This is a genomic window from Enterococcus sp. DIV1089c (assembly GCF_050530965.1).
Classification (GTDB): domain Bacteria; phylum Bacillota; class Bacilli; order Lactobacillales; family Enterococcaceae; genus Enterococcus_B; species Enterococcus_B hirae.
Window position 1 is genome coordinate 1477889 of sequence record NZ_CP172888.1, and the last position, 23056, is coordinate 1500944.

21 protein-coding genes are annotated in these 23056 nt (G+C 37.2%); 3 read left to right on the forward strand and 18 right to left on the reverse strand.

Going from position 1 to position 23056, the window contains the following annotated elements; all coding sequences use genetic code 11:
* Positions 1 to 84: 84 nt before the first annotated feature.
* Genes IGL30_RS06990 through IGL30_RS07000 form a run of 3 tightly spaced genes read left to right on the forward strand, consistent with a single transcriptional unit; the run spans position 85 to position 2474 of the window.
* Positions 85 to 1305 (forward strand): GNAT family N-acetyltransferase, encoded by a 1221-nt coding sequence (locus IGL30_RS06990; protein ID WP_010719052.1) that lies wholly within the window; start codon positions 85 to 87, stop codon positions 1303 to 1305.
* A 16-nt stretch (positions 1306 to 1321) separates the two neighbouring features.
* Complete coding sequence (locus IGL30_RS06995; protein WP_010719051.1) at positions 1322 to 1816, forward strand: nucleoside 2-deoxyribosyltransferase; 495 nt, start codon at positions 1322 to 1324, stop codon at positions 1814 to 1816.
* Positions 1809 to 2474, forward strand: a complete 666-nt coding sequence (locus IGL30_RS07000; RefSeq protein ID WP_010719050.1) for a hypothetical protein — start codon at positions 1809 to 1811, stop codon at positions 2472 to 2474. The genes IGL30_RS06995 and IGL30_RS07000 overlap by 8 nt, the downstream gene beginning before the upstream one ends.
* Before the next feature lie 469 nt (positions 2475 to 2943).
* On the opposite strand, the gene clpB is transcribed toward IGL30_RS07000, so the two are convergent.
* From clpB to murC, 18 genes are all read right to left on the reverse strand, one after another.
* Positions 2944 to 5556: an ATP-dependent chaperone ClpB gene (gene clpB / locus IGL30_RS07005; protein ID WP_088744848.1), complete on the reverse strand. Its 2613-nt coding sequence runs from the start codon at positions 5554 to 5556 to the stop codon at positions 2944 to 2946.
* A gap of 214 nt (positions 5557 to 5770) precedes the next feature.
* Positions 5771 to 6814: a lysylphosphatidylglycerol synthase transmembrane domain-containing protein gene (locus tag IGL30_RS07010; protein WP_123874743.1), complete on the reverse strand. Its 1044-nt coding sequence runs from the start codon at positions 6812 to 6814 to the stop codon at positions 5771 to 5773.
* 10 nt (positions 6815 to 6824) lie between these two features.
* Complete coding sequence (locus tag IGL30_RS07015; protein WP_088744850.1) at positions 6825 to 7094, reverse strand: DUF1294 domain-containing protein; 270 nt, start codon at positions 7092 to 7094, stop codon at positions 6825 to 6827.
* Positions 7095 to 7120: 26 nt separating this feature from the next.
* Positions 7121 to 8026, reverse strand: coding sequence for a diacylglycerol/lipid kinase family protein (locus tag IGL30_RS07020; protein ID WP_088744947.1), 906 nt, complete (start codon positions 8024 to 8026; stop codon positions 7121 to 7123).
* 132 nt (positions 8027 to 8158) lie between these two features.
* Positions 8159 to 9391, reverse strand: coding sequence for a peptidase T (pepT, locus tag IGL30_RS07025; protein ID WP_088744851.1), 1233 nt, complete (start codon positions 9389 to 9391; stop codon positions 8159 to 8161).
* A 14-nt stretch (positions 9392 to 9405) separates the two neighbouring features.
* On the reverse strand, positions 9406 to 10527 hold the full coding sequence (locus IGL30_RS07030; protein WP_123874742.1) for a Nif3-like dinuclear metal center hexameric protein: 1122 nt from the start codon (positions 10525 to 10527) through the stop codon (positions 9406 to 9408).
* Positions 10527 to 11225: a tRNA (adenine(22)-N(1))-methyltransferase gene (locus tag IGL30_RS07035; RefSeq protein WP_063627171.1), complete on the reverse strand. Its 699-nt coding sequence runs from the start codon at positions 11223 to 11225 to the stop codon at positions 10527 to 10529. Before IGL30_RS07035 ends, IGL30_RS07030 begins: the two co-directional genes overlap by 1 nt.
* 116 nt (positions 11226 to 11341) lie before the next feature.
* A complete protein-coding gene (locus IGL30_RS07040) occupies positions 11342 to 11776 on the reverse strand; it encodes an LptM family lipoprotein (protein ID WP_010737674.1) in 435 nt (144 codons plus the stop codon).
* Between the two features lie 507 nt (positions 11777 to 12283).
* Positions 12284 to 13210 carry a primosomal protein DnaI gene (gene dnaI / locus IGL30_RS07045; RefSeq protein ID WP_123874741.1) on the reverse strand — a complete coding sequence of 309 codons (927 nt, stop codon included), beginning with the start codon at positions 13208 to 13210 and terminating at the stop codon, positions 12284 to 12286.
* Positions 13210 to 14598, reverse strand: a complete 1389-nt coding sequence (locus tag IGL30_RS07050) for a replication initiation and membrane attachment family protein (RefSeq protein ID WP_123874740.1) — start codon at positions 14596 to 14598, stop codon at positions 13210 to 13212. Before IGL30_RS07050 ends, dnaI begins: the two co-directional genes overlap by 1 nt.
* Positions 14599 to 14638: 40 nt before the next feature.
* Positions 14639 to 15133 carry a transcriptional regulator NrdR gene (gene nrdR, locus IGL30_RS07055; RefSeq protein ID WP_010719039.1) on the reverse strand — a complete coding sequence of 165 codons (495 nt, stop codon included), beginning with the start codon at positions 15131 to 15133 and terminating at the stop codon, positions 14639 to 14641.
* 445 nt (positions 15134 to 15578) lie between these two features.
* Positions 15579 to 15911, reverse strand: a complete 333-nt coding sequence (locus IGL30_RS07060) for a hypothetical protein (RefSeq protein ID WP_010719038.1) — start codon at positions 15909 to 15911, stop codon at positions 15579 to 15581.
* A 52-nt stretch (positions 15912 to 15963) separates the two neighbouring features.
* Positions 15964 to 16599, reverse strand: a complete 636-nt coding sequence (gene coaE / locus IGL30_RS07065) for a dephospho-CoA kinase (RefSeq protein WP_088744858.1) — start codon at positions 16597 to 16599, stop codon at positions 15964 to 15966.
* Positions 16563 to 17399 carry a DNA-formamidopyrimidine glycosylase gene (mutM, locus tag IGL30_RS07070; RefSeq protein WP_096709056.1) on the reverse strand — a complete coding sequence of 279 codons (837 nt, stop codon included), beginning with the start codon at positions 17397 to 17399 and terminating at the stop codon, positions 16563 to 16565. Before mutM ends, coaE begins: the two co-directional genes overlap by 37 nt.
* 69 nt (positions 17400 to 17468) lie before the next feature.
* Positions 17469 to 20114, reverse strand: coding sequence for a DNA polymerase I (gene polA, locus IGL30_RS07075; RefSeq protein WP_123874739.1), 2646 nt, complete (start codon positions 20112 to 20114; stop codon positions 17469 to 17471).
* Between the two features lie 166 nt (positions 20115 to 20280).
* Positions 20281 to 20964, reverse strand: a complete 684-nt coding sequence (locus IGL30_RS07080; RefSeq protein ID WP_010737680.1) for a Bax inhibitor-1/YccA family protein — start codon at positions 20962 to 20964, stop codon at positions 20281 to 20283.
* A complete protein-coding gene (locus tag IGL30_RS07085; protein ID WP_123874738.1) occupies positions 20957 to 21442 on the reverse strand; it encodes a MaoC/PaaZ C-terminal domain-containing protein in 486 nt (161 codons plus the stop codon). The genes IGL30_RS07080 and IGL30_RS07085 overlap by 8 nt, the downstream gene beginning before the upstream one ends.
* Positions 21443 to 21666: 224 nt before the next feature.
* Entirely contained in the window at positions 21667 to 23001 is a 1335-nt protein-coding gene (murC, locus tag IGL30_RS07090) for a UDP-N-acetylmuramate--L-alanine ligase (RefSeq protein WP_088744860.1), read from the reverse strand.
* Positions 23002 to 23056: the final 55 nt, after the last annotated feature.

Genomic DNA, 23056 nt, shown 5'->3' on the forward strand with positions numbered 1-23056 from the left:
AGACTTTTTACCTAGTCAGCTTTAGAAGTTTTTTTTATGAAAATTTGCTATACTAATAACAAGTAAATAATTGGAGATGAAAGAATGGATGAAAAAGATTTCAGAGAAAATCTTGAATTAAAACCTGTTACTGAAAAAGATGTTGATCAATTCAATGAGTTATTGTCTTATGTCTTTCAAGTAACAGAAGCAGACATCGAAGAAAGTGGTTTTGAAAGCAAAGGGGCATTTATTCGCTCCAAGCGCCCAATTTTGGAACTATCGGAAGTATTTGGCTGGTTCCACCATAACAAATTGATTTCTCAAATTGCGATCTATCCATGTGAAGTCAACATCCACGGTAAACCCTACAAAATGGGTGGCGTTACCGGTGTCGGAACGTATCCTGAATATGCAAATCATGGATTGATGCAAGATTTGATCTTGGTTGCGTTAGATAATATGCGTAAAAACAAACAATGGATCTCTTATCTTTATCCCTATAGCGTGCCTTATTATCGACGCAAGGGTTGGGAAATCATGTCTGATAAGTTGACATTTAAAATTCGTGATACCCAATTACCGAAGAATGTTCCTGTGGATGGAATGGTTGAACGATTACCAGTAGATCATCCAGATGTTTACCGAGTGTACCAGAAGTTTGCGGCTCAAAATCACGGTGCTTTGTTTCGTAGCCAATTTCATTGGGAAGAATATTGGCGCTTTGAAAATAAAGAGGAACGGACAGCTGCGATCTACTATACGAAAGAGCATGAACCAATTGGTGTTTTATTTTATTGGGTCGCTGAAGAAATTTTCCATGTCAAAGAGATGTTTTACTTGAATCAAGAAGCTCGGAATGGTTTATGGAATTTTATTTCAGCACACTTTTCAATGGTTTACTGGGTTCACGGTGACATCTACAAAAATGAACCACTGGCTTTCTTGATTGAAGATAGTCAAATAAAAGAACAGATCGAGCCTTATTACATGGCGAGAATCGTAGATGTCAAAGAGTTTCTAAAGCAATTCCCCTTCGTTTCTACTGCGAAACCTTTCCACTTTGTTGTCGAGGACCCTATCGCCTCATGGAACAATGGTGTTTTTGGGTTGGTCTGGAACGAAGACGGACAATTGGATGTCGTGGACGAACCTGTCGGACAATCGGTCCAGTTGTCCATTCAAACATTAAGTTGTTTGATGATGAATTATCGTCGCCCTTCTTATCTTGCAAGGATCGAACGAATCAAAACAGATGATGAAACACTTAAAACACTTGAATTGATTCTTCCAAATATGGAAGCTTATTTCAGTGACTATTTCTAAGAAAAGGACGATGAAAATGAATATTTATTTTGCTGCCCCACTTTTTGCGAAAAGTGACTTATTATATAATGCGAAACTTGTAGAAGAAATCAGGAGTCTTTCCAATGAATTAACCATTTATCTTCCGCAAGAAAACGAAGCGATCAATGATAAAACAGCCTATGCTGATAGTCAGATGATTGCTTTAGCCGATACAGAAAAGGTGTTGGAAAGTGATTTGATGATTGCACTATTAGATGGTTTGACGATCGATCCTGGTGTTGCATCCGAAATTGGTGTTGCCTATGCTAAAGGGATTCCTGTCATTGGATTGTATACAGATAGTCGGCAACAAGGCGGTACCCACCCGCAAAAAATTGCTGCTTTACAAGAAGTAGCTGAAAACCAATTCCATTATTTAAATCTTTATACAATTGGGTTAATCAAGCTAAATGGCGCTCTCGTAACTAGTGAAGAAGCGTTACTCAGCCAAGTAAAGACTTACTTAGATGGAGGTTTGAGCCATGAATAAGACAATGAAAAAAATCCAACTTGCACTTGTTGCTTTTGGTGTGTTTGTGGTTTGTTATAACCTTTATGAATTTATTACTAAAAAATATTCAACTACTCAGGGAGTTACTTTCATCATCGAATCTTTAGCTGGGATTCTATTGATTTTTCTCCCTCAGATCGTTAGAAAGATCGCAAAATTATACGTTCCAGATGCCATTGTTTTATTTTATTGGTTTTTCTTGTTTATTTCCGTGTTTTTAGGTACCGGTATGCATTTGATCAGTATCATTTCATTCTGGGATAAAATTTTACACGCCGTTAGTCCTATGGTATTGACTGCCCTAGGTTACGGATTGATCGGCTTATTATTGAAAGATGCACCAATTGCGAAGACTAGTCCATGGTTGTTTTTACTGTTTGGTTTTGCCTTTGCTGGTCTCTGTGGCGTGTTTTGGGAATTTTGGGAATTTCTCTGTGATCAATTCTTAGGAATGAATCTCCAACGGTTTGCCGCTTCAGATGGCACCTTATTTGTCGGACGAGCTGCTTTGATGGACACGATGGGTGATTTATTCACAAATACGATTGGTGCATTGGTCATGGGAATCTTTGCTTGGACCCAAGGAAGAAACAATCGTGATTATTTTGAAAATTATCGGTTGAAAATTTTGAAATAGAGCAAAAAAAATATCACATTAAAGAATTGTGACAAAAGTGAGATGCTTTCTAAAAATTGTGCGTGAAAACGTCAATGGTTAGGTGGCATCTCATTTTGTCTCACCCACTTATTTCTTATCATCAACCCTTACGGTGATTTTGTTACCATTCCCAATGAAAATTGTACTTAGTAACAAGGGTTGAAATGATGGGAACCAAAGAAGATATTTACCTGACCACTCCTATTTATATGGGGAATAAAAACATTACCTTAGTAGATGAACTTGGAGATAACGATTGAGATCAACTTATTTTATGAATGATTTTTTCAGACTTATGACCAAATTACAAAAAAACAATAAAGCTAGGTGGTTGACCTAACTTTATTGTTTTTTTATTAAAAGCTGAGATGGTGTGTGACTCAACTTGAAATTTGATCAATTCTACTTCTCGTCAACACACATTTCCTTGCGAATGTTAACCGTTTCTTTACTCTTCCGTATCTTCAAGTTCTTCCGTTTCGAAATGAAGTTTCTCTGCTAGCAAGGTAATCGTTACTTTAGATTTTGGTAAGATGTGTCCTGCTACGATTTCTTTGGCTAATGGTGTTTCTACTTCTTTCGTAATAAAGCGTTTCAATGGTCGAGCCCCGTATGCTGGTTCGTAGGCATTTTCTGCGATCCATGTTTTGGCTTCGTCGCTGATTGTTAGATGAATTTCTTGATAATCCAATCGTTTTGCCAATTGCGCCACCATTTTATCAACGATTCCTTTCACATTTTCAAGACTTAATGGTGTGAATAAAATCGTATCATCGATTCGATTTAAGAATTCTGGTTTGAAATGACCTCGAAGGATCGTTCTTACTTGTTCTTCCACTTCTTCAGGGATAGTGCCATCTGCTGACACTCCTTCTAATAACAGTTGAGAACCAATGTTGCTGGTCATGATAAGAACGGTATTTTTGAAGTCAACCACACGTCCTTTAGAATCAGTTAAACGTCCATCATCTAATACTTGTAACAAGATATTAAAGACATCTGGATGGGCTTTTTCGATTTCATCGAGTAAAACGATCGTATAAGGATTTCTGCGAACGGCTTCCGTCAATTGTCCGCCTTCTTCATAGCCAACATAGCCTGGAGGAGCCCCAACCAAACGAGATACGGCATGTTTCTCCATATACTCACTCATATCGATCCGCACCATGTGTTCTTCAGAATCAAATAAGTTTTCTGCTAAAGCTTTCGCTAATTCTGTTTTCCCAACTCCGGTTGGTCCTAAGAATAAGAAAGAACCTAGTGGGCGGTTTGGATCTTGCAATCCTGCCCGAGAGCGAATGACCGCATCACTGACTGCATCTACTGCTTCATCTTGTCCAATCACACGTTTATGCAATGTTTCGTTGAGCTTGATTAGTTTTTCTCGTTCCCCTTCCACTAATTTTGTGACTGGGATACCAGTTAAACGTCCAACCACTTGCGCAATTTCGTTTTCAGTGACTGATTCTTGAACCATTTTGATTTCACTGTCTTTAGCTTTTGCTTCCAATTCCTTTAATTCTTTTTCTAATTGAGGAATCGTTCCATGTCTTAGGACGGCAGCCCGTTCTAAATCATAGTTGTTTTCTGCGTCTTCTAATTCATGTTTGGCTTTATCGATTTCCGCACGTTTAGAAGAAACGCTATTGACTTCTTGTTTTTCTGTTTCCCATTGCATTTTCATCGAGTTTGCTTCTTCTCGAAGATCAGCTAACTCTTCTTGTAGATTTTTCAAACGTTTTTTACTTGCATCGTCTGATTCTTTTTTCAATGCTGCTTCTTCGATCTCTAATTGCATCAAGCGACGAGTCACTTGATCTAGCTCAGTCGGCATAGAGTTCATTTCTACTCGGATCGTTGCACTTGCTTCATCGATCAAATCAATTGCTTTATCTGGTAAAAAGCGGTCTGTGATATAACGGTCAGATAAAGTTGCAGCAGCGACTAATGCATTATCATGAATGTTGACTCCATGATGAATCTCAAAACGTTCTTTCAATCCTCGTAAGATACTGATTGTATCTTCTACTGTCGGTTCTTTAACTAAGACTTTTTGGAAACGTCGTTCTAATGCTTTATCTTTTTCCATATATTGACGATATTCATCTAATGTAGTAGCACCGATTAAATGCAATTCACCTCGAGCAAGCATTGGTTTCAATAAATTTCCAGCATCCATGCTGCCTTCAGTTTTCCCTGCACCAACGATATTATGGATTTCATCAATAAATAAGATGATTCGTCCATCACTTTTCTTGACTTCTTTCAGCACAGCTTTTAATCGTTCCTCAAATTCACCACGGAATTTAGCACCAGCAATCAATGCCCCCATGTCTAATGAAAAGATCGTTTTATCTTTCAAGTTTTCTGGCACGTCTTTTCGTACGATACGTTGTGCTAACCCTTCTACAATTGCTGTTTTACCGACACCAGGTTCACCAATCAATACTGGATTATTCTTGGTTTTACGAGATAAGATACGGATAACATCCCGAATTTCTTCATCACGTCCAATGATTGGATCCATTTTCCCGCTTCTGACTTGTTGAACAAGATCAACGCCGTATTTTTCTAATGCTTTGTATTGTTCTTCTTGATTTTTAGATGTCACCTTTTCTCCTCCTCTCATGTCTTCGATATTTTTACGTAACTCTTTTTCTGATAAACCATTTTTGGTCAAATAAACCGTCAATGGATAATTTTTCAATTTCATCAAGGCTAAAATTACAATCTCTGTTGAAAGAAATTCATCGCCAAAACTTTCTCTTAACTGGTCTGCTTCATTTAATAAACGGAATAGATTTTGGCTTAGATTCTGACCATATTGGACGTTTCCCCCTGAAACTGTGGGATATTCATCTAATACACGATCTACTTCCTTTTCAAACGTATCAACATCCATTCCCGCATCAGTGTATAGATTGCGCCCAAAATGGTTTGGTTGTAAAAAAATCTTCCACAAATGCGCAATATCAATTTCTTGATGTTTTCTTGTGACAGCGATTTGTTGCGCTTCAGCAATCGCTTCTTGAAGCGTGGTTGTCATTTTTTCAATGTTCATTTTACTTACCTCCTGAATATAAAATTTCAATATTCAATATGATACATCTCGTTCCAATAAACATTATACCTCTTTGGTCAGTCTTGGTCAAAAGATAACCTCTCTTATTTTATCGGAAATAAGTGATCAAAAAAAACACAACAGAGCCAACTTGGATGGACTTACTGTTGTGTTTTAGATCTAATAAAATGACTCTATACAATCGCTGTAATAATCAATTTGATTCTTTTTTGTTGTTTTTTACATCTTGGATCTCTTGTTTTATTACCCTTCGACGATCAGCAATCACGTAACATAACCCATAAATAAAAGGTAAGATAAATGAGCTAAACCGATACAGTAATAAAGAAGAAACAGCATCTACGGTTCCCACAAGTGGTCTGAATAACAACAGATAGACAAATTCAAATGAACCGATTCCAGCTGGGGTAGGGATGACACCAGATAAAACTACCGCAAAACTGATAAATGAAAAGGTCAAGAGAAAGTCGATCGTGGGATGGTTTTCAACCAAAAAGAGATAGGGCATGATATACCAAAAAATAAGTTTGACCATATTCCAAAAATAGATGCGTAATAAAGCTGTTCGATCTTTGACAATTGTCTGGACAGTTTCTCTCAACGAATAGATTTGTGTATTACATGTATCTACCCAACTTCTGATGCGTTCACTTCGAAACAGTTTGTTTGAGATACTCACAAAGAAAATTTGTAGATTCAGACTCATTGAGACCATCAATAAAAAGGCAATGATCAGCCCAGTTAAAATAATGCCAGCAATAATGAACCAAATCATGTTTGGTCCTTTGGAATAAAATAAAGAGAACTGGATGATCAAACCAATGATCGCATAGGTAATCACGGCTAATTTATACATAATCATATGCAACGCAGTGACACCTGCACCTTGTGAGTATTTCATTCCTTTTTTATTATAAAAATAAATTTCTGAAATCAAAGTGCCTGTTCCAAATGAAACGATTCGATAAAATGCAATATAGCAAGACGTCCAAAAACCATCCCAAGTGGAAAATGTTGGTTCGAACGGCTGGGCAATCTCTTTGATTGAACGACCTTCTGCCACCTGATAGATCGTTCCTAACAAGAATGCCGCTACCAGAACGATAAAACTTGTAGACAGCAATTCAGCGAAAATATCTGCAAAAGATTGGTTGATCAAATAATAAATAATGGCAAAAATTCCAATCAATAAGAATAGATTAAACGCTATTTTCGTTTTTACACCTTTTGTCGCCATCAACTACTCCTTAATGAAAAAAATAAATCAACAGTAAATCCACCAATACACCTAGTACAAATCCTACTGTAAATTTTTTTCTCGTTTTATGATGGAATACTTTACGAGAAATTAATCCCCCAATTCCACCGCCTAATAAACTAACAAAAATCAAATTATTTTCTGGAACGCGCCAACCGCCTTTTTTTGCTTGATACTTGTCGTAACCCATCAAACAAAATAAATATAAATTGACAATCACTAAATAAAACCACAAAGGATTGTGTAGTAAAGCTTCCATACGTGTTTTCCTCCACCTCTAGCACATCATTTTTGCTCTTCTTTGGGAGCAAAGACCGACAACCCTTTTTTGACTACGACTAATTCGATAGGCAGATTATCTGTCGTATCACCATCTGTACGAGTACCAACTGATTTCTCCCGTGCTTGGATATTGATTTGACTAGCAGTCAAATAATTGATACCTGGGACAGAGTAAATTTTTCCTTTGATTAAACGAGGCAAATAAAAAACAAATCGAAAAATATCTAAAGATGGGATGATTGTGACATGAAACATACCATCATCGGGTGAAGCTGAATCATCAAAATTCGTATAACCACCTACTGAGTTAGACATTGTGACTGTCAATAATTGTGTTTTTCCTCGCCAATGTTCTTTTTCTGTTTTGATATCTAAATGATACTTTCTCTTTTTTAATAATAACTTGATGAACCGTTTGATAAAAATCCAAGAACCATATTTTTGCTTTTCTTTTTGACTGATCCAAACAGCTGTATCTGCCAGTATACCGATCGTTAAAGTTGAGATAATGACTTCATCATTGACTTTTCCATAATCGATTTGACAGATTTGTCCCTCTAAGATAATGTCTGCAGCTTTTTCCTTTTCTAATGGAATACCGAGAACACGGGCTAAATTATTGACTGTTCCTCCTGGTAGTAATCCTACTTGATAATGCTCAAGTTTATCTTGAAAAGCCTGTACAATATGATGGATCGTACCATCGCCTCCGATTACGATTAAGGTATCTGAGTGCGTTTCTTCAGCTTTTTTGACTAATGTCTCATGCTTGATCGAAGGACCTGTTTCCGTCAGATTGATGATTAGTTCTGGTCGTTTCTTTAAGGCATATTCTTTAAACCAGCTTGCTAATTTTTCACCTTCATCTTGTCCTGAGCTTTGATTATAAAAAACTAGCAATTTTTCCATTTCTTTCTTCCTCCCATTTTTACACAAAAACCAAGGGGTCAGACGTTCCATTGTTGGAATACGCCCACCCCCAGCTAAAAGGATAGATCCACTTCGTTCACTTACTTGATCCATCCACGTTCCTATTTGATTTTATACGTTTGTATTCAATTCTGCAATTTTTACAATCACATCTGTTGCTTTTTCCATCACTTGCAGAGAAACAAACTCAAATCGGCCGTGCATATTTTCGCCACCTGCGAACAAATTAGGCGTTGGAATGCCTAGATAAGAAATTTTCGATCCATCTGTTCCACCTCGTACTGGTTCAATCACAGGCTCGATTTCTAAATCGATCATCGCTTGTTTTGCTAATTCAACAATGCTCATATCTTTTTCAATAATTTCTCGCATATTATAGTACTGATCATACATATCAACTTTCACACGTGCCTGATCGAAGCGACTATTTAGTTTTTCTTGGATTTCAGTAATTTTCGCTTTCCGTGCTTCAAATTTTTTTCGATCGTGGTCACGGATAATATAACTCATAGTTGCTTCTTCGACATTTCCATTTAATCCCATCAAATGGAAGAACCCTTCATAACCTGTCGTTTTTTCTGGGACTTCATCTGCTGGTAGTTGATTATGGAAGTCTATCGCTAATTGTAATGCATTGATCATCGTATCTTTGGCTGTACCAGGATGGACATTTTTTCCTTGAATTGAAATATTAGCCTGAGCTGCGCTGAATGTTTCATATTGCAATTCGCCTAAAGGTCCACCATCAACGGTATAGGCAAAATCAACATCAAACTGCTGGACATCAAATTTATCTGCTCCTACCCCAATCTCTTCATCTGGTCCAAAAGCTACTTTAATCTCACCATGAGGGATAGTTGGGTTTTTCAGCAGAATTTCCATTGCGGTCATAATTTCAGCGATCCCAGCTTTATCGTCCGCACCTAACAACGTACTGCCATCAGTTGTGATCAATGTGTGTCCTTCGTAGTTTTTCAAATTAGGGAAGTCTTTGGTATTTAATGTATAATGTTCTTCACTATCTAGAACAATCGTTGATTCCCCATCGTAGTTCTCAATGATTTGTGGATTAACATTTACTGCATTGAAATCTGCGGTATCCATGTGGGCAATGAAACCGATCGAGCGAACTTTCTTTTCAATGTTACTTGGCAATGTTCCTATAACAAATCCATTTTCTTCATTGTAAAATACATTGGTTAGTCCTAAATCTTCTAATTCCTTTTTTAATACTTGCGCAAAAGCGACTTGTGTTTGTGTTGAAGGAGTCGTTTGACTACTTTCATCAGATCTGGTTTCAGTCTTAACATAGCGTAAAAAACGTGGTAAAAGATTTTCGTACATACAACAGCTCTCCTTTAGTTAAATTGAAATGGGTTCGTATCCGTTTCTGAAACAAAGAAATCAACGGTCCAATTTTCTTCTTGTTTCCATTTCTCAAATTTTTCGACAAACTTTTCTTTACATAAAGATTCAATATAATGACCTGGATCAATCGCAATCAAGCCTGCACTTTGCATATCTTGAGCTGTGTGGTAATAGATATCTCCAGTAATATAAACATCCGCTTTTTGAGCTAATGCGAAAGGATAGAACTTTTCGCCGCTACCACCACAAATGGCGATTCTTTTAACAGTGCTATTTGTATGAGTTGGACGAACAACTCGTAGCCCTTCTAATTGGAAGACTTCTTTTACTTTAGATACAAAGGTATCTAAATCAAGCTCTTCTGGTAATTCTCCGATTCGACCGATCCCCCAGGTTTGAGTCGGTTCGTCAATTGAAAACAAATCAAATGCTACTTCTTCATAAGGATGGACACGATACATAGCTGATAACACTTTTTCCTCACGGTCTTCAGGAAAAATCACTTCCACTTTAGCTTCTTCAACCTTTTCTAGTTGGCCGTTTTTACCAATTGCGGGATGTGCCTGTTCATTCGGTCGAAAACGACCTTCGCCAATACTGGTAAAACTTGTATGATCGTAATGACCTTGTTCACCCGCACCAGCCTCAGCTAAAGCCTTACGTAATTTGTCAGCGTCTTCGATCGGTACATAAACAGCTAGTTTTTTGTAATGCCTTGTATGTGTCTTTAACAAATAATTTTCGACATTGATTCCTAATGCTTCACAAAACCAATCATTCAATCCATCCTCGATAATATCCATATTGGTATGTGCTGCATAGACAGCAATATCATGTTTTAATAAATCAGCATACATTTTTCCTTGTGGATGATCCGTTGTTAATCGTTTAATTGGTCGAAAAATGGGAGGATGTTTAGCAATTAATAAATCAATCTTTTTTTCGATGGCTTCTTGCACAACTTCTGGACGAACATCTAACGTCATCATTATGCGTTGAATCGGTTTATTTAATGTTCCGAAGTGTAGCCCCACAGGATCTCCTTCTTCAGCCAACCATTGAGGACAATATTCTTCAAATTTGCGAATAAATTCATTACCGTTGATCGCCATTAAGCTAAAACCTCCTCGATCATCTGAATTTCTTTTTTTATCGCTTCAACACGTTCTTCTTGGTTCTGTGCTTGTGCCAATTGTTTTAAAATCGCTTGTCTTTGTTTTAATTCTCTTTGCCATTTCTTTTGGAATACCACTGTTTTTCCTTGCAATAAAAATGGACCAAACAGAATCTCTTCCTCATTATAGATATGCTTCGTCGATGTTTTTTCAGCTACAATGATTTCATAGATTTTTTTGTTTTCCTCTAAAATCTCTTCTGCAATAATTTGATAGTGATTGTCTTGCAACCATTTCCTCACTGCTTGCTCGCCAATATTTGGTTGGAGAATCAAACGCTCCTTCCCTGTTAAGCGATGTTGTTTGGCGCCTGCTTCTAAAATATCTCGAATCAAAGCCCCACCCATACCAGCAATCGTGATCGCATTGATCTGATCTGTTGGCTCAATCGCATCTAATCCGTTAGCTAAACGAACAACGATCCGCTTTTCTAAACCATTTTTCTGTACTTGTTTTTTTGCTGACTCATAAGGGCCTTTCACCACTTCGCCAGCTACAGCAAATTCAATTTTATCCTTTAACATTAATGCAACTGGCAAGTAAGCGTGGTCAGAGCCAATATCTGCTAAAAACGCTCCTGTTGGGACATGTTCTCCCACTAATGCTAAGCGTTTCGATAAATCTAAGTGGTTCATACCTTCACTCCTTCCCCCTCATTATAACATTTTCCCTATAAATGAAGGAGATTTGAAAAAGAAAAATTTCAAATCTCCTGATGAGCTATTTGCTTTTACGAAACGTTTAACACTGACTATTCAATAACTCTTACCTCAACGATCGAATTACCAGGAATTTGCGGAGGGATTGACATTGTCATAATTGGTTTTTCTTTTAAAGTAAACTTGATCTCGTCACCTTTTTGAAAAGATTCCTTACCTCCGACTAATTGATCATTCGAAACATTTAGTGTTACACCATCATTATCAAAAGAGGTTCCAATATTCTCGGGGTCTTCGATTTCATCTACATTGACCACTTTGATTTGAATGGTATCATCGACTGAGTCATCAATACTTTCAATTTCACCCTTAAAAATACTTTGTCCTTCGTTAGAAGAATCCTTCGCTTTAGTCGTTGTTTCCGCACTAATCGAATCGATCGATGCCTCATTTTTATCTCCATTACCACAACCTGTTAGCGAAAAAAGTAACCCTGTCGCCAACAAACAAGAAAAAATCACTTTCATATCTTTATCCTCCGGCTAATTATTTACATTACTTCAATTGATGATCGTTCTTTGACTTTTTATTTAGTTGACGATAATCAATACATTCTGTTTTTAGTCGTTCAATTTTGTTTTTGATACTTGTTCATCAGAAATTTATGGTTGTCTTTTTTCGTTACCATGATGACTATTGATCAGGCGTAAGCTTCTCTGTAATCATCACTCTATCCAGTATGACACCACTTTTGTAGCTTGTTACGATCAATAAAAGTGGCGTTAAGTATGAATTCAGATACACTTTCATCTCAAATTATGAGTTTCTTGAATAACTAAGTGAACATCGAGAGTCATTGAAAAGAGAATTATTTGCAGACTTTTCTCAATTAATTGTTTGCATTGCTTATTTTCCTACCCATCAAAGCAATAGGTAGGAAATAGGGCAATAACTAATTCAGCAAAAGGCTTTCTCGATCACATCTTCTAAGCCTACTAAGGCTACAATTATGACTTCTATGCTTTCTCTTTTCGCTAGCCATTTCTTCGATTGCGTCCAGTCATTTCAATTTCTTTTGTCAAATAACGAATCCGTTCCATGATTCGTTTGGCTTTCAATGGTTCTTCATCTCCACGCTGTGTCACAGCAAGATGTTGTTCCAATTCATTCATTGTAAAATTGGAAGAGAAAAAGGTTGGCAGTTGCTCTTGCATTCGATATTGCAAAATCACACCAAAGACTTCATCTCTGATCCAACTACTCATTGCATCAGCGCCAATGTCATCCATCATTAAAATGGGTGAACGTTTGACCGCATCTAGTTTTTCTGCGACTTGATCTTTTCCAATCGCTTGTTTCATTTCAACAGCAAAAGTCGGAAAATGGACAAGTGTAGTTGTAAAGCCTTTTTCTGCTAATTCTCTAGCAATTGCACCAAGTAAGTAAGTTTTACCGATACCAAAGCTTCCAACTAAATAAAGCCCCTTATGATATTTCGTTGGATCAGTAGCATAGTCTTTTACAAAAATGAACGATTGTGCAAAAGCATCACTTCTACCATCTACTTGCTCAAATCCTTTGAATGAGGCATTTTGGATATCTTTTGGCATATCGACAGCTTTGATCCGGTTCCTAATTTCTTCTTGTCTTTTCTTCGCCAATAAGGCTTCTGTTGGAACATAAGTCACATCGACATAATGAAAATTTAAGGTTAGCTTGGGCTCATAGCCAGGAGCGATCATCGTAGGGTCATTTTTTTGGTATTTTCGTTTTTCTTGGACAAATTCATATAGTTTTGCATAACTTTTTTCGATATCTGCTTGTGTTAATTCATCTTTGTGATCCGCCAAAAAGGCTTGCACATCTGGATCGTTGAGGACTTCTTCGATCATTTCAGCATATTTTTGTTGATAATTTCGCTGGCTGATGATCCGCTTTAATTCTTTTCCTACATCTTCCATTATTTATCCTCCTCCTTCCACTTGAGATAATCCTGAAATCGTCGTTCGATCTCCGCTTTTTTCTCACTACTAATTTTTTTCTCTTCTTTAGGCTGGTTGACCCAATCCGGTAGTTTCTCACGACGAACGTTTCGACGATTAGTTGAATAATTATGGTTCGTATTTTTAGTATTTTGTTTGCCTTTGCTATTGGTTTTCCGAATATGTTCAATGGCTTCTTCTGGGGTCATGATCTTTTTTTGTGCCCATTCGTTAGCGATCGTGTTGACAAAGCTTGCGGTTAAGCTAGGACGATCTTTGATTACTAAGACATAATTGATCAGGATATTGATCAAACTATTCGACAATCCCGATTGTGAAACTAAATCCTGTAAAAGCCAAGTTTCTTGTTTTGACACATAGCCGCCTTTTGCTTGTTTCAGTGCCTCTAAATATTTCATTGGCGGAATGCTTTTGGCTTCGTTCACTAACTGTAGTGTCGCATTTGTCAGAGCAGTTGCTTCCTTAGGTGTCTCATTCTGATTGGCAGAGGTTGCTTCTTCATTTTGATTAGCCAATGTATTTGTTCGCTTCGTCTGTTGGTTCATCAATACGATGCGTTGAAGCTCTTTGACAGATACTGTCTGCTCAGAAAAATCATACGCTTGTACGGCCCATTCACCTAATGTCAACTCATCCACGCCATAAAGTAAATGATACATTGTTAACTGTTCCTTCAATGATTCATCTAGATTCATGATATGTTTTTTTGCCAACCAATCTGTCAAAAAGCGCCAATCAAGAGTGGATTGTTCCATGGACTTCCCCAGATCAGTTGATTTGGTTGTAAATGACTGTTGGTTTTCCACGAGTTTCTCTTGATCTGCAGCATATGTTTTTTCATTAAAGCGATATACTTCTAAAAATTTCTTCGTGATCTTTTGATAATCATTCGTCGAAAAATGTTCCGGCTGAAATAGTTGGATCAACTGATCGAAACGCCGTTGACCGACTTTTTCTAATAGCAGAAAAGACAATAATGTATCTTTAAAAAATGCTAACGGTTCAATTGGCTCAAGTAACTCATAAATAAAACATCCCCCTAAGCTAGGGTCTTCTTTGAAAAAAACTTCTAAAAGTCCGATCCCTTCTAGTTTTTTTCGTGCTTCATAAAGCTGAGGAATACCACAATTCAAGCTACTTAACAGATCAGCATGTAATCCTTCCGGTCCAACGCCTTTTTGTAAAGGAATTTCTGATAGTAAGGTAAAATACAAACTCAAAGCTTCACTGCCGATTAATGGCTGGTAGAGATAAAGTAATGAGGATTTCCCTTCTTCTCTTAGCGGATAGCTTTTTCTTCCTTGGTAGATATTTTTAGGTTGAAGCTCTTTCCATGCGTTATCCAAGGAATTTGGCCTCCTTTTATGACTTGATTTTATTTCTGATTTATTCGTTGTTTTCTTTATGATTCTCTTTATTATTTTCTTTTGCTTTATCAACGATGTCTTGTAATTCTTTTAAAAACACCGACATATCTTTAAATTGACGATAAACACTGGCAAAACGGATATAAGCAATCTCATCTAAATTGACCAGATCTTCCATCACGTATTCTCCGATCAACGTCGTCGATACTTCATTTTCACCAAGACTTCGCACCCGATTTTCAACATGATTTACGATTTGCTCCATTTGTTCCATCGCAACTGGTCTTTTTTCTGCTGAACGGATTAATCCTCTTAAAATCTTGTCACGATTAAATTCTTCCCGTTCCCCATTTTTTTTGATCACTAATAAAGGTGCTGCTTCAATTCTTTCAAATGTTGTAAAACGAAAAGAACAGTTTTCGCACTCTCGTCTTCGACGAATTGCTCGACCATCATCCGCTTGTCGACTATCAATCACTCGGGAATTGTTATGTTGACATCTAGGACATCTCATTATTTTCACCTCTTAATCTGAAATTTTTCTGATATACATTCATTTAATATATTGAATCAATTTATATAGTATTGATTCAACGAACATTCAAAGGATAAATTTTCACTCGATAATAGTTACGTAAATAATTACGTATGAAATAATATTTTTATGATTTACTCCTGCTTTTCATAAAAAAAGTTTCACACATGTAACTAGTTGTATTATAACATGAAACAATTCTTACAGGCGACTCTCCTGTATAAAAAACCTCGTTAGAAGAACCTTTTTTTCAATCGATTGATCGAAATTGTTCCAAAGCAAAACAATTAGGCTTGACTTTCGAGAAAACTGCATGTAAAACAGTGCTTCTTAAAAACTTCTTTCAGGTGCATACTTCAAAAAAAAACAGAGAGTGAGACAAAACTTGTCTCACTCTCTGTTTCAACAGTCTAAGTTATACCCATTAAAGTTTTTCTTCAATCCCTGTATAATGTTTCATTCGTTGTTCATCGATTTTTTGTTGTTCAGGAATATGATCGGCTTCTGGTAAAGGTGTTTTTTTGTGTGTTGGATCATCTTTTTTTCGTTCTTGTGTCAGATCTTGCTCCTTGGCTTCTTTTTCTGCTTGTTGGTCTTCTAATTCATCGACTCTGGCTTTGTAGCGTTCATCATTTTCTTTTGCAGCTTCTGATTGTGCCCGTCCTTCATCTACCAGTTCATCTTTATTCAAGATCTCTCCTAGTTTTTCTTTTGCAGAACCGACTACTTTATCTTTTTGATTTTTAAAAGTCCCCATACCAATCCCCCTCTTTTCTTTATATTCAGCATAGCAAACTATCTAAATATACTCAAAGAAATCGATTGTTGAAGTCCGAGAGCCAACGTTCGATTTGACAAGTCAGTTCATCCTTACTACCGGAATTGTCAAAAACGATATCTGCTAATTTTTTCTTTTCTTCAATCGGCATCTGGCTTTGTATTCTTTTCTTTGCTTCGTCCAGTGTCAATTGATTTCTTTTCATCAAACGTTGCAATTGAATTTCTTCTGGAAGGTAAACGACTGCTACAGCATCCATTTCCTGTTCATAATGACCTTCAAATAATAAAGGGATATCAACGACAACTAAAGGATAATTTGCTTTTTGTTGCTTAATCTGTTCCGTAATCGCTTGACGGATAAATGGGTCTAATAAGTGATCAAGTTTTTGTCTTTGTTCTGTCGAATCGAAAATAATCTTGGCTAAAGCTACTCGATCAAGCGTGCCATCTTCTTGAAGGATTTCTTCCCCAAATTCTTGAACGATTGCCGCCCATCCAGGAGTCTGAGGTTGGACGACTTCACGGGCGATGATATCTCCATCGATCATCGGGATTTGGTGACGGCTAAAAACAGCTGCTGCAGTGCTTTTCCCAGTAGCAATCCCACCAGTTAAGCCTAAGACATAGCTTACTTGCTGATTTTTAGTCTTTGGCAATTTGGACAATAGTGAGTCCCCCTTTGCGCTACTTTTGTTTTGACGATCGGTGTATGACAACGAACACATGGTTGACCAGTCTGACCATAGACATGTAAAGCTACTTGAAAGTTACCTGACTCGCCTAACGCATTGAGATAACTCCTGATCGTCGTTCCGCCAGCCTCAATTGCCCGAGACAACACGTCAATAATTGCTTTTCGTAACAACTCTGCTTCTTTGGGCTTCAATGTATCCGCTGGCTGTTCTGGATGGATCTTCGCTTCCCAAAGCGCTTCATCCACATAGATATTCCCTAAACCTGTTACTAATTTTTGATCTAATAATAATGGTTTAATCGCTTTATGAGATTTTTGTAAGCCTAAACGAAAGCCGTCTAATAAAAATGTATCTGGCAACGGCTCTGGACCTAATTTCATGATGCCTTTGTAAGCATCACTCGCTCCTTTTTCAACTAATGTCATTCGTCCAAATTTACGTACATCATGGTATCGGAGTTGGCTACCATCTTCAAAGAAAAAAATGACATGCGTGTGTTTATCGATCGGTTCATTTTTTTCAACAAATTGGTATTTTCCTTCCATACGTAAATGTGAGATCAATTCATAATGAGTCAAACGAAAAATTAAAAACTTGCCTCTTCGATCAATAGCCAGAATCTCTTCGCCAACTAACGAAGCTTCAAAGATTGCTGTTTCTGGTTGTTCAATGATTCTTGGCCATAAGACTTGGATTTTTTGGATTTTCTTTCCAACGACTAAACGAGACAAGCCTTTTCGTACAGTTTCTACTTCTGGTAATTCTGGCATGTTTTCACCTTCGACTTATTTGCTTTTTTATCTATTTATTGAGCAGGTCGGTTCAATAGTGGCAATCAGCTATTTCGCTTCATACCACGTTTCCCCCCAACTACTATCTGTAATCAATGGTACGTGTAAGGACACGGCATGTTCCATGACTTCACTTACTAATTTGTCTAATCGTTCTAATTCTGTTTCTGGCACTTCAAAAACCAATTCATCGTGTACTTGTAACAACATAGTTGCTGATAGTTTTTCTTCTTTTAAGCGTTTATCCAACTCGATCATCGCGATTTTAAGAATATCAGCGGCACTTCCTTGGATTGGGGTATTGATTGCGATTCTTTCAGCAAAAGAACGTATATTATAATTTCGTGAATTGATATCAGGCAAATAACGTCTGCGATGGTAAAGGGTTTCGACAAATCCTTGTTCCTTCGCTTCACGAACGATACGTTCCATATATTCTTTGACTCCAGGATATTTCTCAAAATACGTATCAATGTACTGTTGTGCTGCTTTTCTTGTAATCCCAAGGTTTTGTGATAAACCATAGTCAGAAATGCCATAAACGATCCCAAAATTGACTGCTTTTGCTTGGCGACGCATATTTGGTGTGACATCTTCTGCTTTTTCAATCCCAAAAACACGCATAGCAGTACTTGCATGGATGTCTTGTCCTTCAAGAAAGGCGGCTTTTAAATGTTCATCATTTGAGATATGGGCCAAGACTCGCAATTCGATTTGTGAATAGTCAGATGAATAGATCAACCAGTCTTTTTCTCTAGGCACAAACGCTTGGCGAATCTTTCGCCCTTCATCTAATCGGATAGGAATATTCTGTAAATTAGGATCTACTGAACTTAAACGCCCTGTTTGAGTCAATGTTTGAACATATCTGGTATGGACTTTCCCATCGGATTGAATGACTTTTAACAAACCTTCTACATAAGTTGACTGGATCTTGGCGATTTGGCGATACGTCAAGATGTCATCGACGATTGGGGCTTGTTCTCTTAATTGTTTTAAAACATCGACCGCAGTGGAATAGCCTGTCTTCGTTTTCTTGATCACTGGTAACCCCATTTTTTCAAATAAAATGACCCCTAATTGTTTTGGTGAGTTTAAATTGAAGGATTCACCAGCCTCTTGATAGATTGTTTCCTCAATCTCTTTCAATCGATCGGAGAATTCGATTTTCATTTCTTGTAAACGAGAAGCATCAACTTTGATACCAGTGATTTCCATTTCAGCTAAGATGATTGAAAGGGGTAGTTCCATCTCACGGAACAAGGCCATTTGGTTTTTTTCTGTTAATTCTTGACTTAACTTAGGTGTTAAAACATTAATGGCAGATACTTTTCTGGCAAGGTGGGCAAAAAATACTTCTTCCTCTTCCGGTAATCCTTTTTTTGCCCCTTTTCCATAAATTGCTTCATCTGACTGCACTTCATGATAGCCATAATGGGCAGCGATTCCTTCAATATCCGTGCTTTTCTCATTTGTATCAAGCAAGTAGGCACCAAGCAATACATCAAAATCGATCCCTTTTGTTTTCGTGGCATAACGATTTAAAGCTACATAAGTCCGTTTAGCATCATAGACTTTTTTCAACCGTGTTGGATCAGCTAACCAAGCACAAAAAGCTTCGTTCTCAAATAACGCTAGATCATTCGTAACATAAATTTTTTGTTTCGTCCCCCAAGCTACACCCACGATATCTTCTGTATGGTAATTGTCTCCCATCATCTCCACATATAAAGCCATGTCAGTCGTGAACATGTCCTCATGGTATTCATGGACTACATCAAATAGGATATCTTCAAGTTCTACTTCTTCCTCAACAAGGTCCAGCTTTGCCAGAAATTGTTTAAATTCCATTTCTTTATAAAATGGCACCAATTTCTCTAAGTTTTTCCCTTCATATTTCAATGAATCAATTGAGACTTCAACTGGCGCATCTGTATTGATCGTCGCTAATTGTTTGGATAAGAAAGCTTGTTCTTTATCATTGATCAAATTTTCTTTCATTTTGCTTTGTTTCATTTCATCAATATGCTCATAGATTCCTTCAACGGATCCATATTGTTTTAACAATTTGATTGCTGTTTTTTCGCCGATTTTCGTCACACCAGGAATATTGTCTGAAGCGTCTCCTGCCAAACCTTTCATATCAATGATTTGATTTGGCGTCAACCCATCATATTTTTCAGCCACATGTTCAGGTGTGTAACTTTCGATATCACTCACACCTTTCACCGTAATGTCTACTTTGATTTCATTACTAGCTAATTGAGTCAGATCTCGATCACCAGATAAAACAACGACATCAAATTCTTCTTTATTGACTTTTTCGGCTAATGTCCCAATGATGTCATCCGCTTCATAATTAGGTAATTCATAGTATTGGACACCTAGTCCTGTGAGTAATTCACGAATGTAAGGCATCTGTTCTTTAAATTCTCCAGGAGTTTTTGAACGGCCACCTTTGTATTCTGCATACATCTCGGTTCTAAACGTCGTCTTTCCTGCATCGAATGCAACTAATACATGAGTAGGTTGCTCTTTTTGCATCACATTTTCAAACATCGTGTTAAAAGCATAGATCGCATTTGTATGCAACCCATTTCTATTTTTAAACCGTTCTAATGAATTGTGTAAAGCAAAAAATGCGCGAAAAGCAACACTATTTCCATCTACAAGTAATAATTTATTTTTTGTCATCTGCCTAACTCCTTACTGTAAAGTTCTTATTTATTCTAACAAAGAATACTGAGGAAAGCGAAAAGAAAAACGCAAATTAACCACTTTACTGGACAAAAAAGAGTGAAAAGACTCAATGCTTTTCACTCTCATAATTATTGTTCAACTGAACGATCCATTCAATCGCTTAATTGTTACGTCCGAAAATTCTTAAGAATGCTAAGAACAAGTTGATAAAATCAAGGTATAGTTGTAATGCCAAGAAAACGGCAATCCCACTGTGTGCTGTCCCATTTGATTCTATATAGATTGACCGGATCTTTTGGTTGTCATATGCGGTAATTCCTGCGAAGATTACGACTAAAAGAAGAGAAATAAACAACTCTACTGCGCTGCTTCGTAAGATAAAGACATTTAAGACCATGGCAATAATGACACCGATCAATGCGGCCATTCCGGCACGGCCGACACCTGTCAAATCTTTTTTAGTAACCAAGCCTACAACGGACATCCCTAAAAACATTCCAGTTGCTGTAATAAACGCTCTGGTAATGCTACCGATATCATACATCGCTAATGTGACAGCTAACGTCAGTCCATTCAAGAGCGAATACGCAATAAAACCACCAATAGCTAAACTTGGGTTTTTAGCTGCTTTAACGCCCAATACAACTACTAAAATCAACTCTACGATCCAGAGACCCATAAAGCCTAATGGGAAATTATTGATGAACGAGAAAACTTGTTGAGGATATACTTGTAATGCGAGATAAGAGATAATCGCACTTAATGCTAGACCTCCTCCTAGATAACCATAGACCTTAGCATAGAAGCGATTCAGTCCTGTTGAAATAGTACCTTGATTATTCATATGTTTCACCTTCACTTTCAAGAGTAATCTCTAATTCTGTTTCGACCGGTGGCTGAACCATCACTACTGCATCCAATACCCGATTTTCTTCGCTATTGTTTGCTTCGACAGAGATTGTCACGACATTTTTCATTTTGTCTACTTTGATAATATCAAACTGAAAAGTCAATGTTTGATAATGGAAAACTGGCTCAATAAAATTGACAGAAAAATTGACTACATGAGACCCAGGACCTGGCAAATGTTTTGAAATTGCACTGGTGATGATGCCCATCAACATGACAGAAGGCACAATCGGTTGTTGGTACTCCGTTTGTTTCGCAAAATCATGTTGGATGTAGAGTGGATTCGCATCATTTGTTAGTCCTAAATACAATAACAGCTGATTGTCTTCAATCGATTCAGTTAAAGACAACGAGTCCCCTTCCTCCAGTTCATTGATGGTTTTTCCTAATTTACGTGGTTTACTTATGTTCAAGTTAGTAACCCTCCAGTTTATATATTGATCACTTCTTATTGTATCAAAACAGTACAAAAAGGCAAGTTACACTGATTAAAACAAGAAATTATTAACGAAACTGAAAGAAGACAGCGACGTTGATTCCTCTTTTGAAACCCAGAAAGATCAAAAAATCTCTACCTGTTAAGTTTCATTCTTTAACAGATAGAGACTGCTTTACAATCGACTACTTAAAAAATAGATTACAATACATTCTTTGTCGTGCTACTTAATAATTTTTCATACGCTTGTTCAAATTTTTGAACGTCCCCTGCACCCATAAAGATAATGACAGCATCGTGGAAATCAAGTAAAGGAGAAACATTGTCTTCTTTGATCACTTGACCACCTTTTTTGATTTTATTGCCAAGATCTTCAATTTTGACATCGCCCTGTTCTTCTCGAGCAGAGCCAAATATATCACATAGGTAAACTTTATCTGCAAGATCTAGTGCTTCTGCAAACTCATCCATCAAAGCAATTGTGCGGGTAAATGTATGAGGTTGGAAAACTGCAATGATTTCTTTATCAGGGTACTTTTGTCGAGCCCCATCGATTGTTGCTTTGATTTCAGCTGGATGATGAGCATAATCATCTACAACTGTCATATCAGCTACGATTTTTTCGCTGAAGCGACGTTTTACACCTGGGAATGTTAACAATTCTTTCGCTACTTCTTCTTGGTCTAGTTTTTCAAAATAAGCAACTGCGATCACGCCTAATGCGTTTAATATATTATGTTTACCAAAAGCAGGAACAGTGAAATGTCCCACAAATTCATCTTTGTGGTACACATCGAAAGCTGACCCCGTCGTTGTGCGTTCGATATTCCGAGCTTGGATATCATCGTCTTCAGAAACACCATAATAATAGATCGGAACATCTGCTTCTAATTTTCTTAAGTAAGCATCATCTCCATAGGCAAAGATCGCTTTTTTCACTTGATTTGCCATTGATTGAAATGCGGTAAACACATCATCAATACTTGTATAATAATCTGGATGATCAAAATCAATATTTGTCATGATAACATAATCAGGCGAATATGCTAAGAAATGGCGACGATATTCACAAGCTTCAAATGCAAAAAATTCTGCTTCGGGATCGCCATGTCCTGTGCCATCACCAATTAAATAACTTGTTGGACGAATGCCAGTCAACATATGTGAAAGTAATCCTGTCGTACTCGTTTTACCATGTGAACCAGTCACTGCAATACTCGTGTAGTTTTGGATAAAGTCGCCAATAAAGTCATGATAACGAACAACTTCTAATCCCAACTCTTTCGCTCTTTGAATCTCCTCATGCGTATCTGGGAAAGCATTACCAGCAATGATCGTCATTCCAGGTTGAACATTCTCTGCACCAAAAGGCAAAATTTTGATATTTGCTTTTTCTAAATCCCTTTGTGTAAAGAAATATTTTTCGATATCTGATCCTTGTACTGGTAACCCTTGCTCGTGTAGGACAAGTGCCAATGAGCTCATTCCTGATCCTTTAATACCAACAAAATGGTATAATTTATTTTGATTTTCCATTTGAATCCTCTTCTCTTAAATATCATCCATTATTTTGTTTTCTATTACAACACGT

What these genes read in the sequence shown, in the direction of transcription:
- IGL30_RS06990 (WP_010719052.1), top strand. Translation starts at nt 85, where the DNA reads ATGGATGAAAAAGATTTCAGAGAAAATCTTGAATTAAAACCTGTTACT.
- IGL30_RS06995 (WP_010719051.1), top strand. Translation starts at nt 1,322, where the DNA reads ATGAATATTTATTTTGCTGCCCCACTTTTTGCGAAAAGTGACTTATTA.
- IGL30_RS07000 (WP_010719050.1), top strand. Translation starts at nt 1,809, where the DNA reads ATGAATAAGACAATGAAAAAAATCCAACTTGCACTTGTTGCTTTTGGT.
- clpB (WP_088744848.1), bottom strand. Translation starts at nt 5,556, where the DNA reads ATGAACATTGAAAAAATGACAACCACGCTTCAAGAAGCGATTGCTGAA.
- IGL30_RS07010 (WP_123874743.1), bottom strand. Translation starts at nt 6,814, where the DNA reads ATGGCGACAAAAGGTGTAAAAACGAAAATAGCGTTTAATCTATTCTTA.
- IGL30_RS07015 (WP_088744850.1), bottom strand. Translation starts at nt 7,094, where the DNA reads ATGGAAGCTTTACTACACAATCCTTTGTGGTTTTATTTAGTGATTGTC.
- IGL30_RS07020 (WP_088744947.1), bottom strand. Translation starts at nt 8,026, where the DNA reads ATGGAAAAATTGCTAGTTTTTTATAATCAAAGCTCAGGACAAGATGAA.
- pepT (WP_088744851.1), bottom strand. Translation starts at nt 9,391, where the DNA reads ATGTACGAAAATCTTTTACCACGTTTTTTACGCTATGTTAAGACTGAA.
- IGL30_RS07030 (WP_123874742.1), bottom strand. Translation starts at nt 10,527, where the DNA reads ATGGCGATCAACGGTAATGAATTTATTCGCAAATTTGAAGAATATTGT.
- IGL30_RS07035 (WP_063627171.1), bottom strand. Translation starts at nt 11,225, where the DNA reads ATGAACCACTTAGATTTATCGAAACGCTTAGCATTAGTGGGAGAACAT.
- IGL30_RS07040 (WP_010737674.1), bottom strand. Translation starts at nt 11,776, where the DNA reads ATGAAAGTGATTTTTTCTTGTTTGTTGGCGACAGGGTTACTTTTTTCG.
- dnaI (WP_123874741.1), bottom strand. Translation starts at nt 13,210, where the DNA reads ATGGAAGATGTAGGAAAAGAATTAAAGCGGATCATCAGCCAGCGAAAT.
- nrdR (WP_010719039.1), bottom strand. Translation starts at nt 15,133, where the DNA reads ATGAGATGTCCTAGATGTCAACATAACAATTCCCGAGTGATTGATAGT.
- IGL30_RS07060 (WP_010719038.1), bottom strand. Translation starts at nt 15,911, where the DNA reads ATGGGGACTTTTAAAAATCAAAAAGATAAAGTAGTCGGTTCTGCAAAA.
- mutM (WP_096709056.1), bottom strand. Translation starts at nt 17,399, where the DNA reads ATGCCAGAATTACCAGAAGTAGAAACTGTACGAAAAGGCTTGTCTCGT.
- polA (WP_123874739.1), bottom strand. Translation starts at nt 20,114, where the DNA reads ATGACAAAAAATAAATTATTACTTGTAGATGGAAATAGTGTTGCTTTT.
- IGL30_RS07080 (WP_010737680.1), bottom strand. Translation starts at nt 20,964, where the DNA reads ATGAATAATCAAGGTACTATTTCAACAGGACTGAATCGCTTCTATGCT.
- murC (WP_088744860.1), bottom strand. Translation starts at nt 23,001, where the DNA reads ATGGAAAATCAAAATAAATTATACCATTTTGTTGGTATTAAAGGATCA.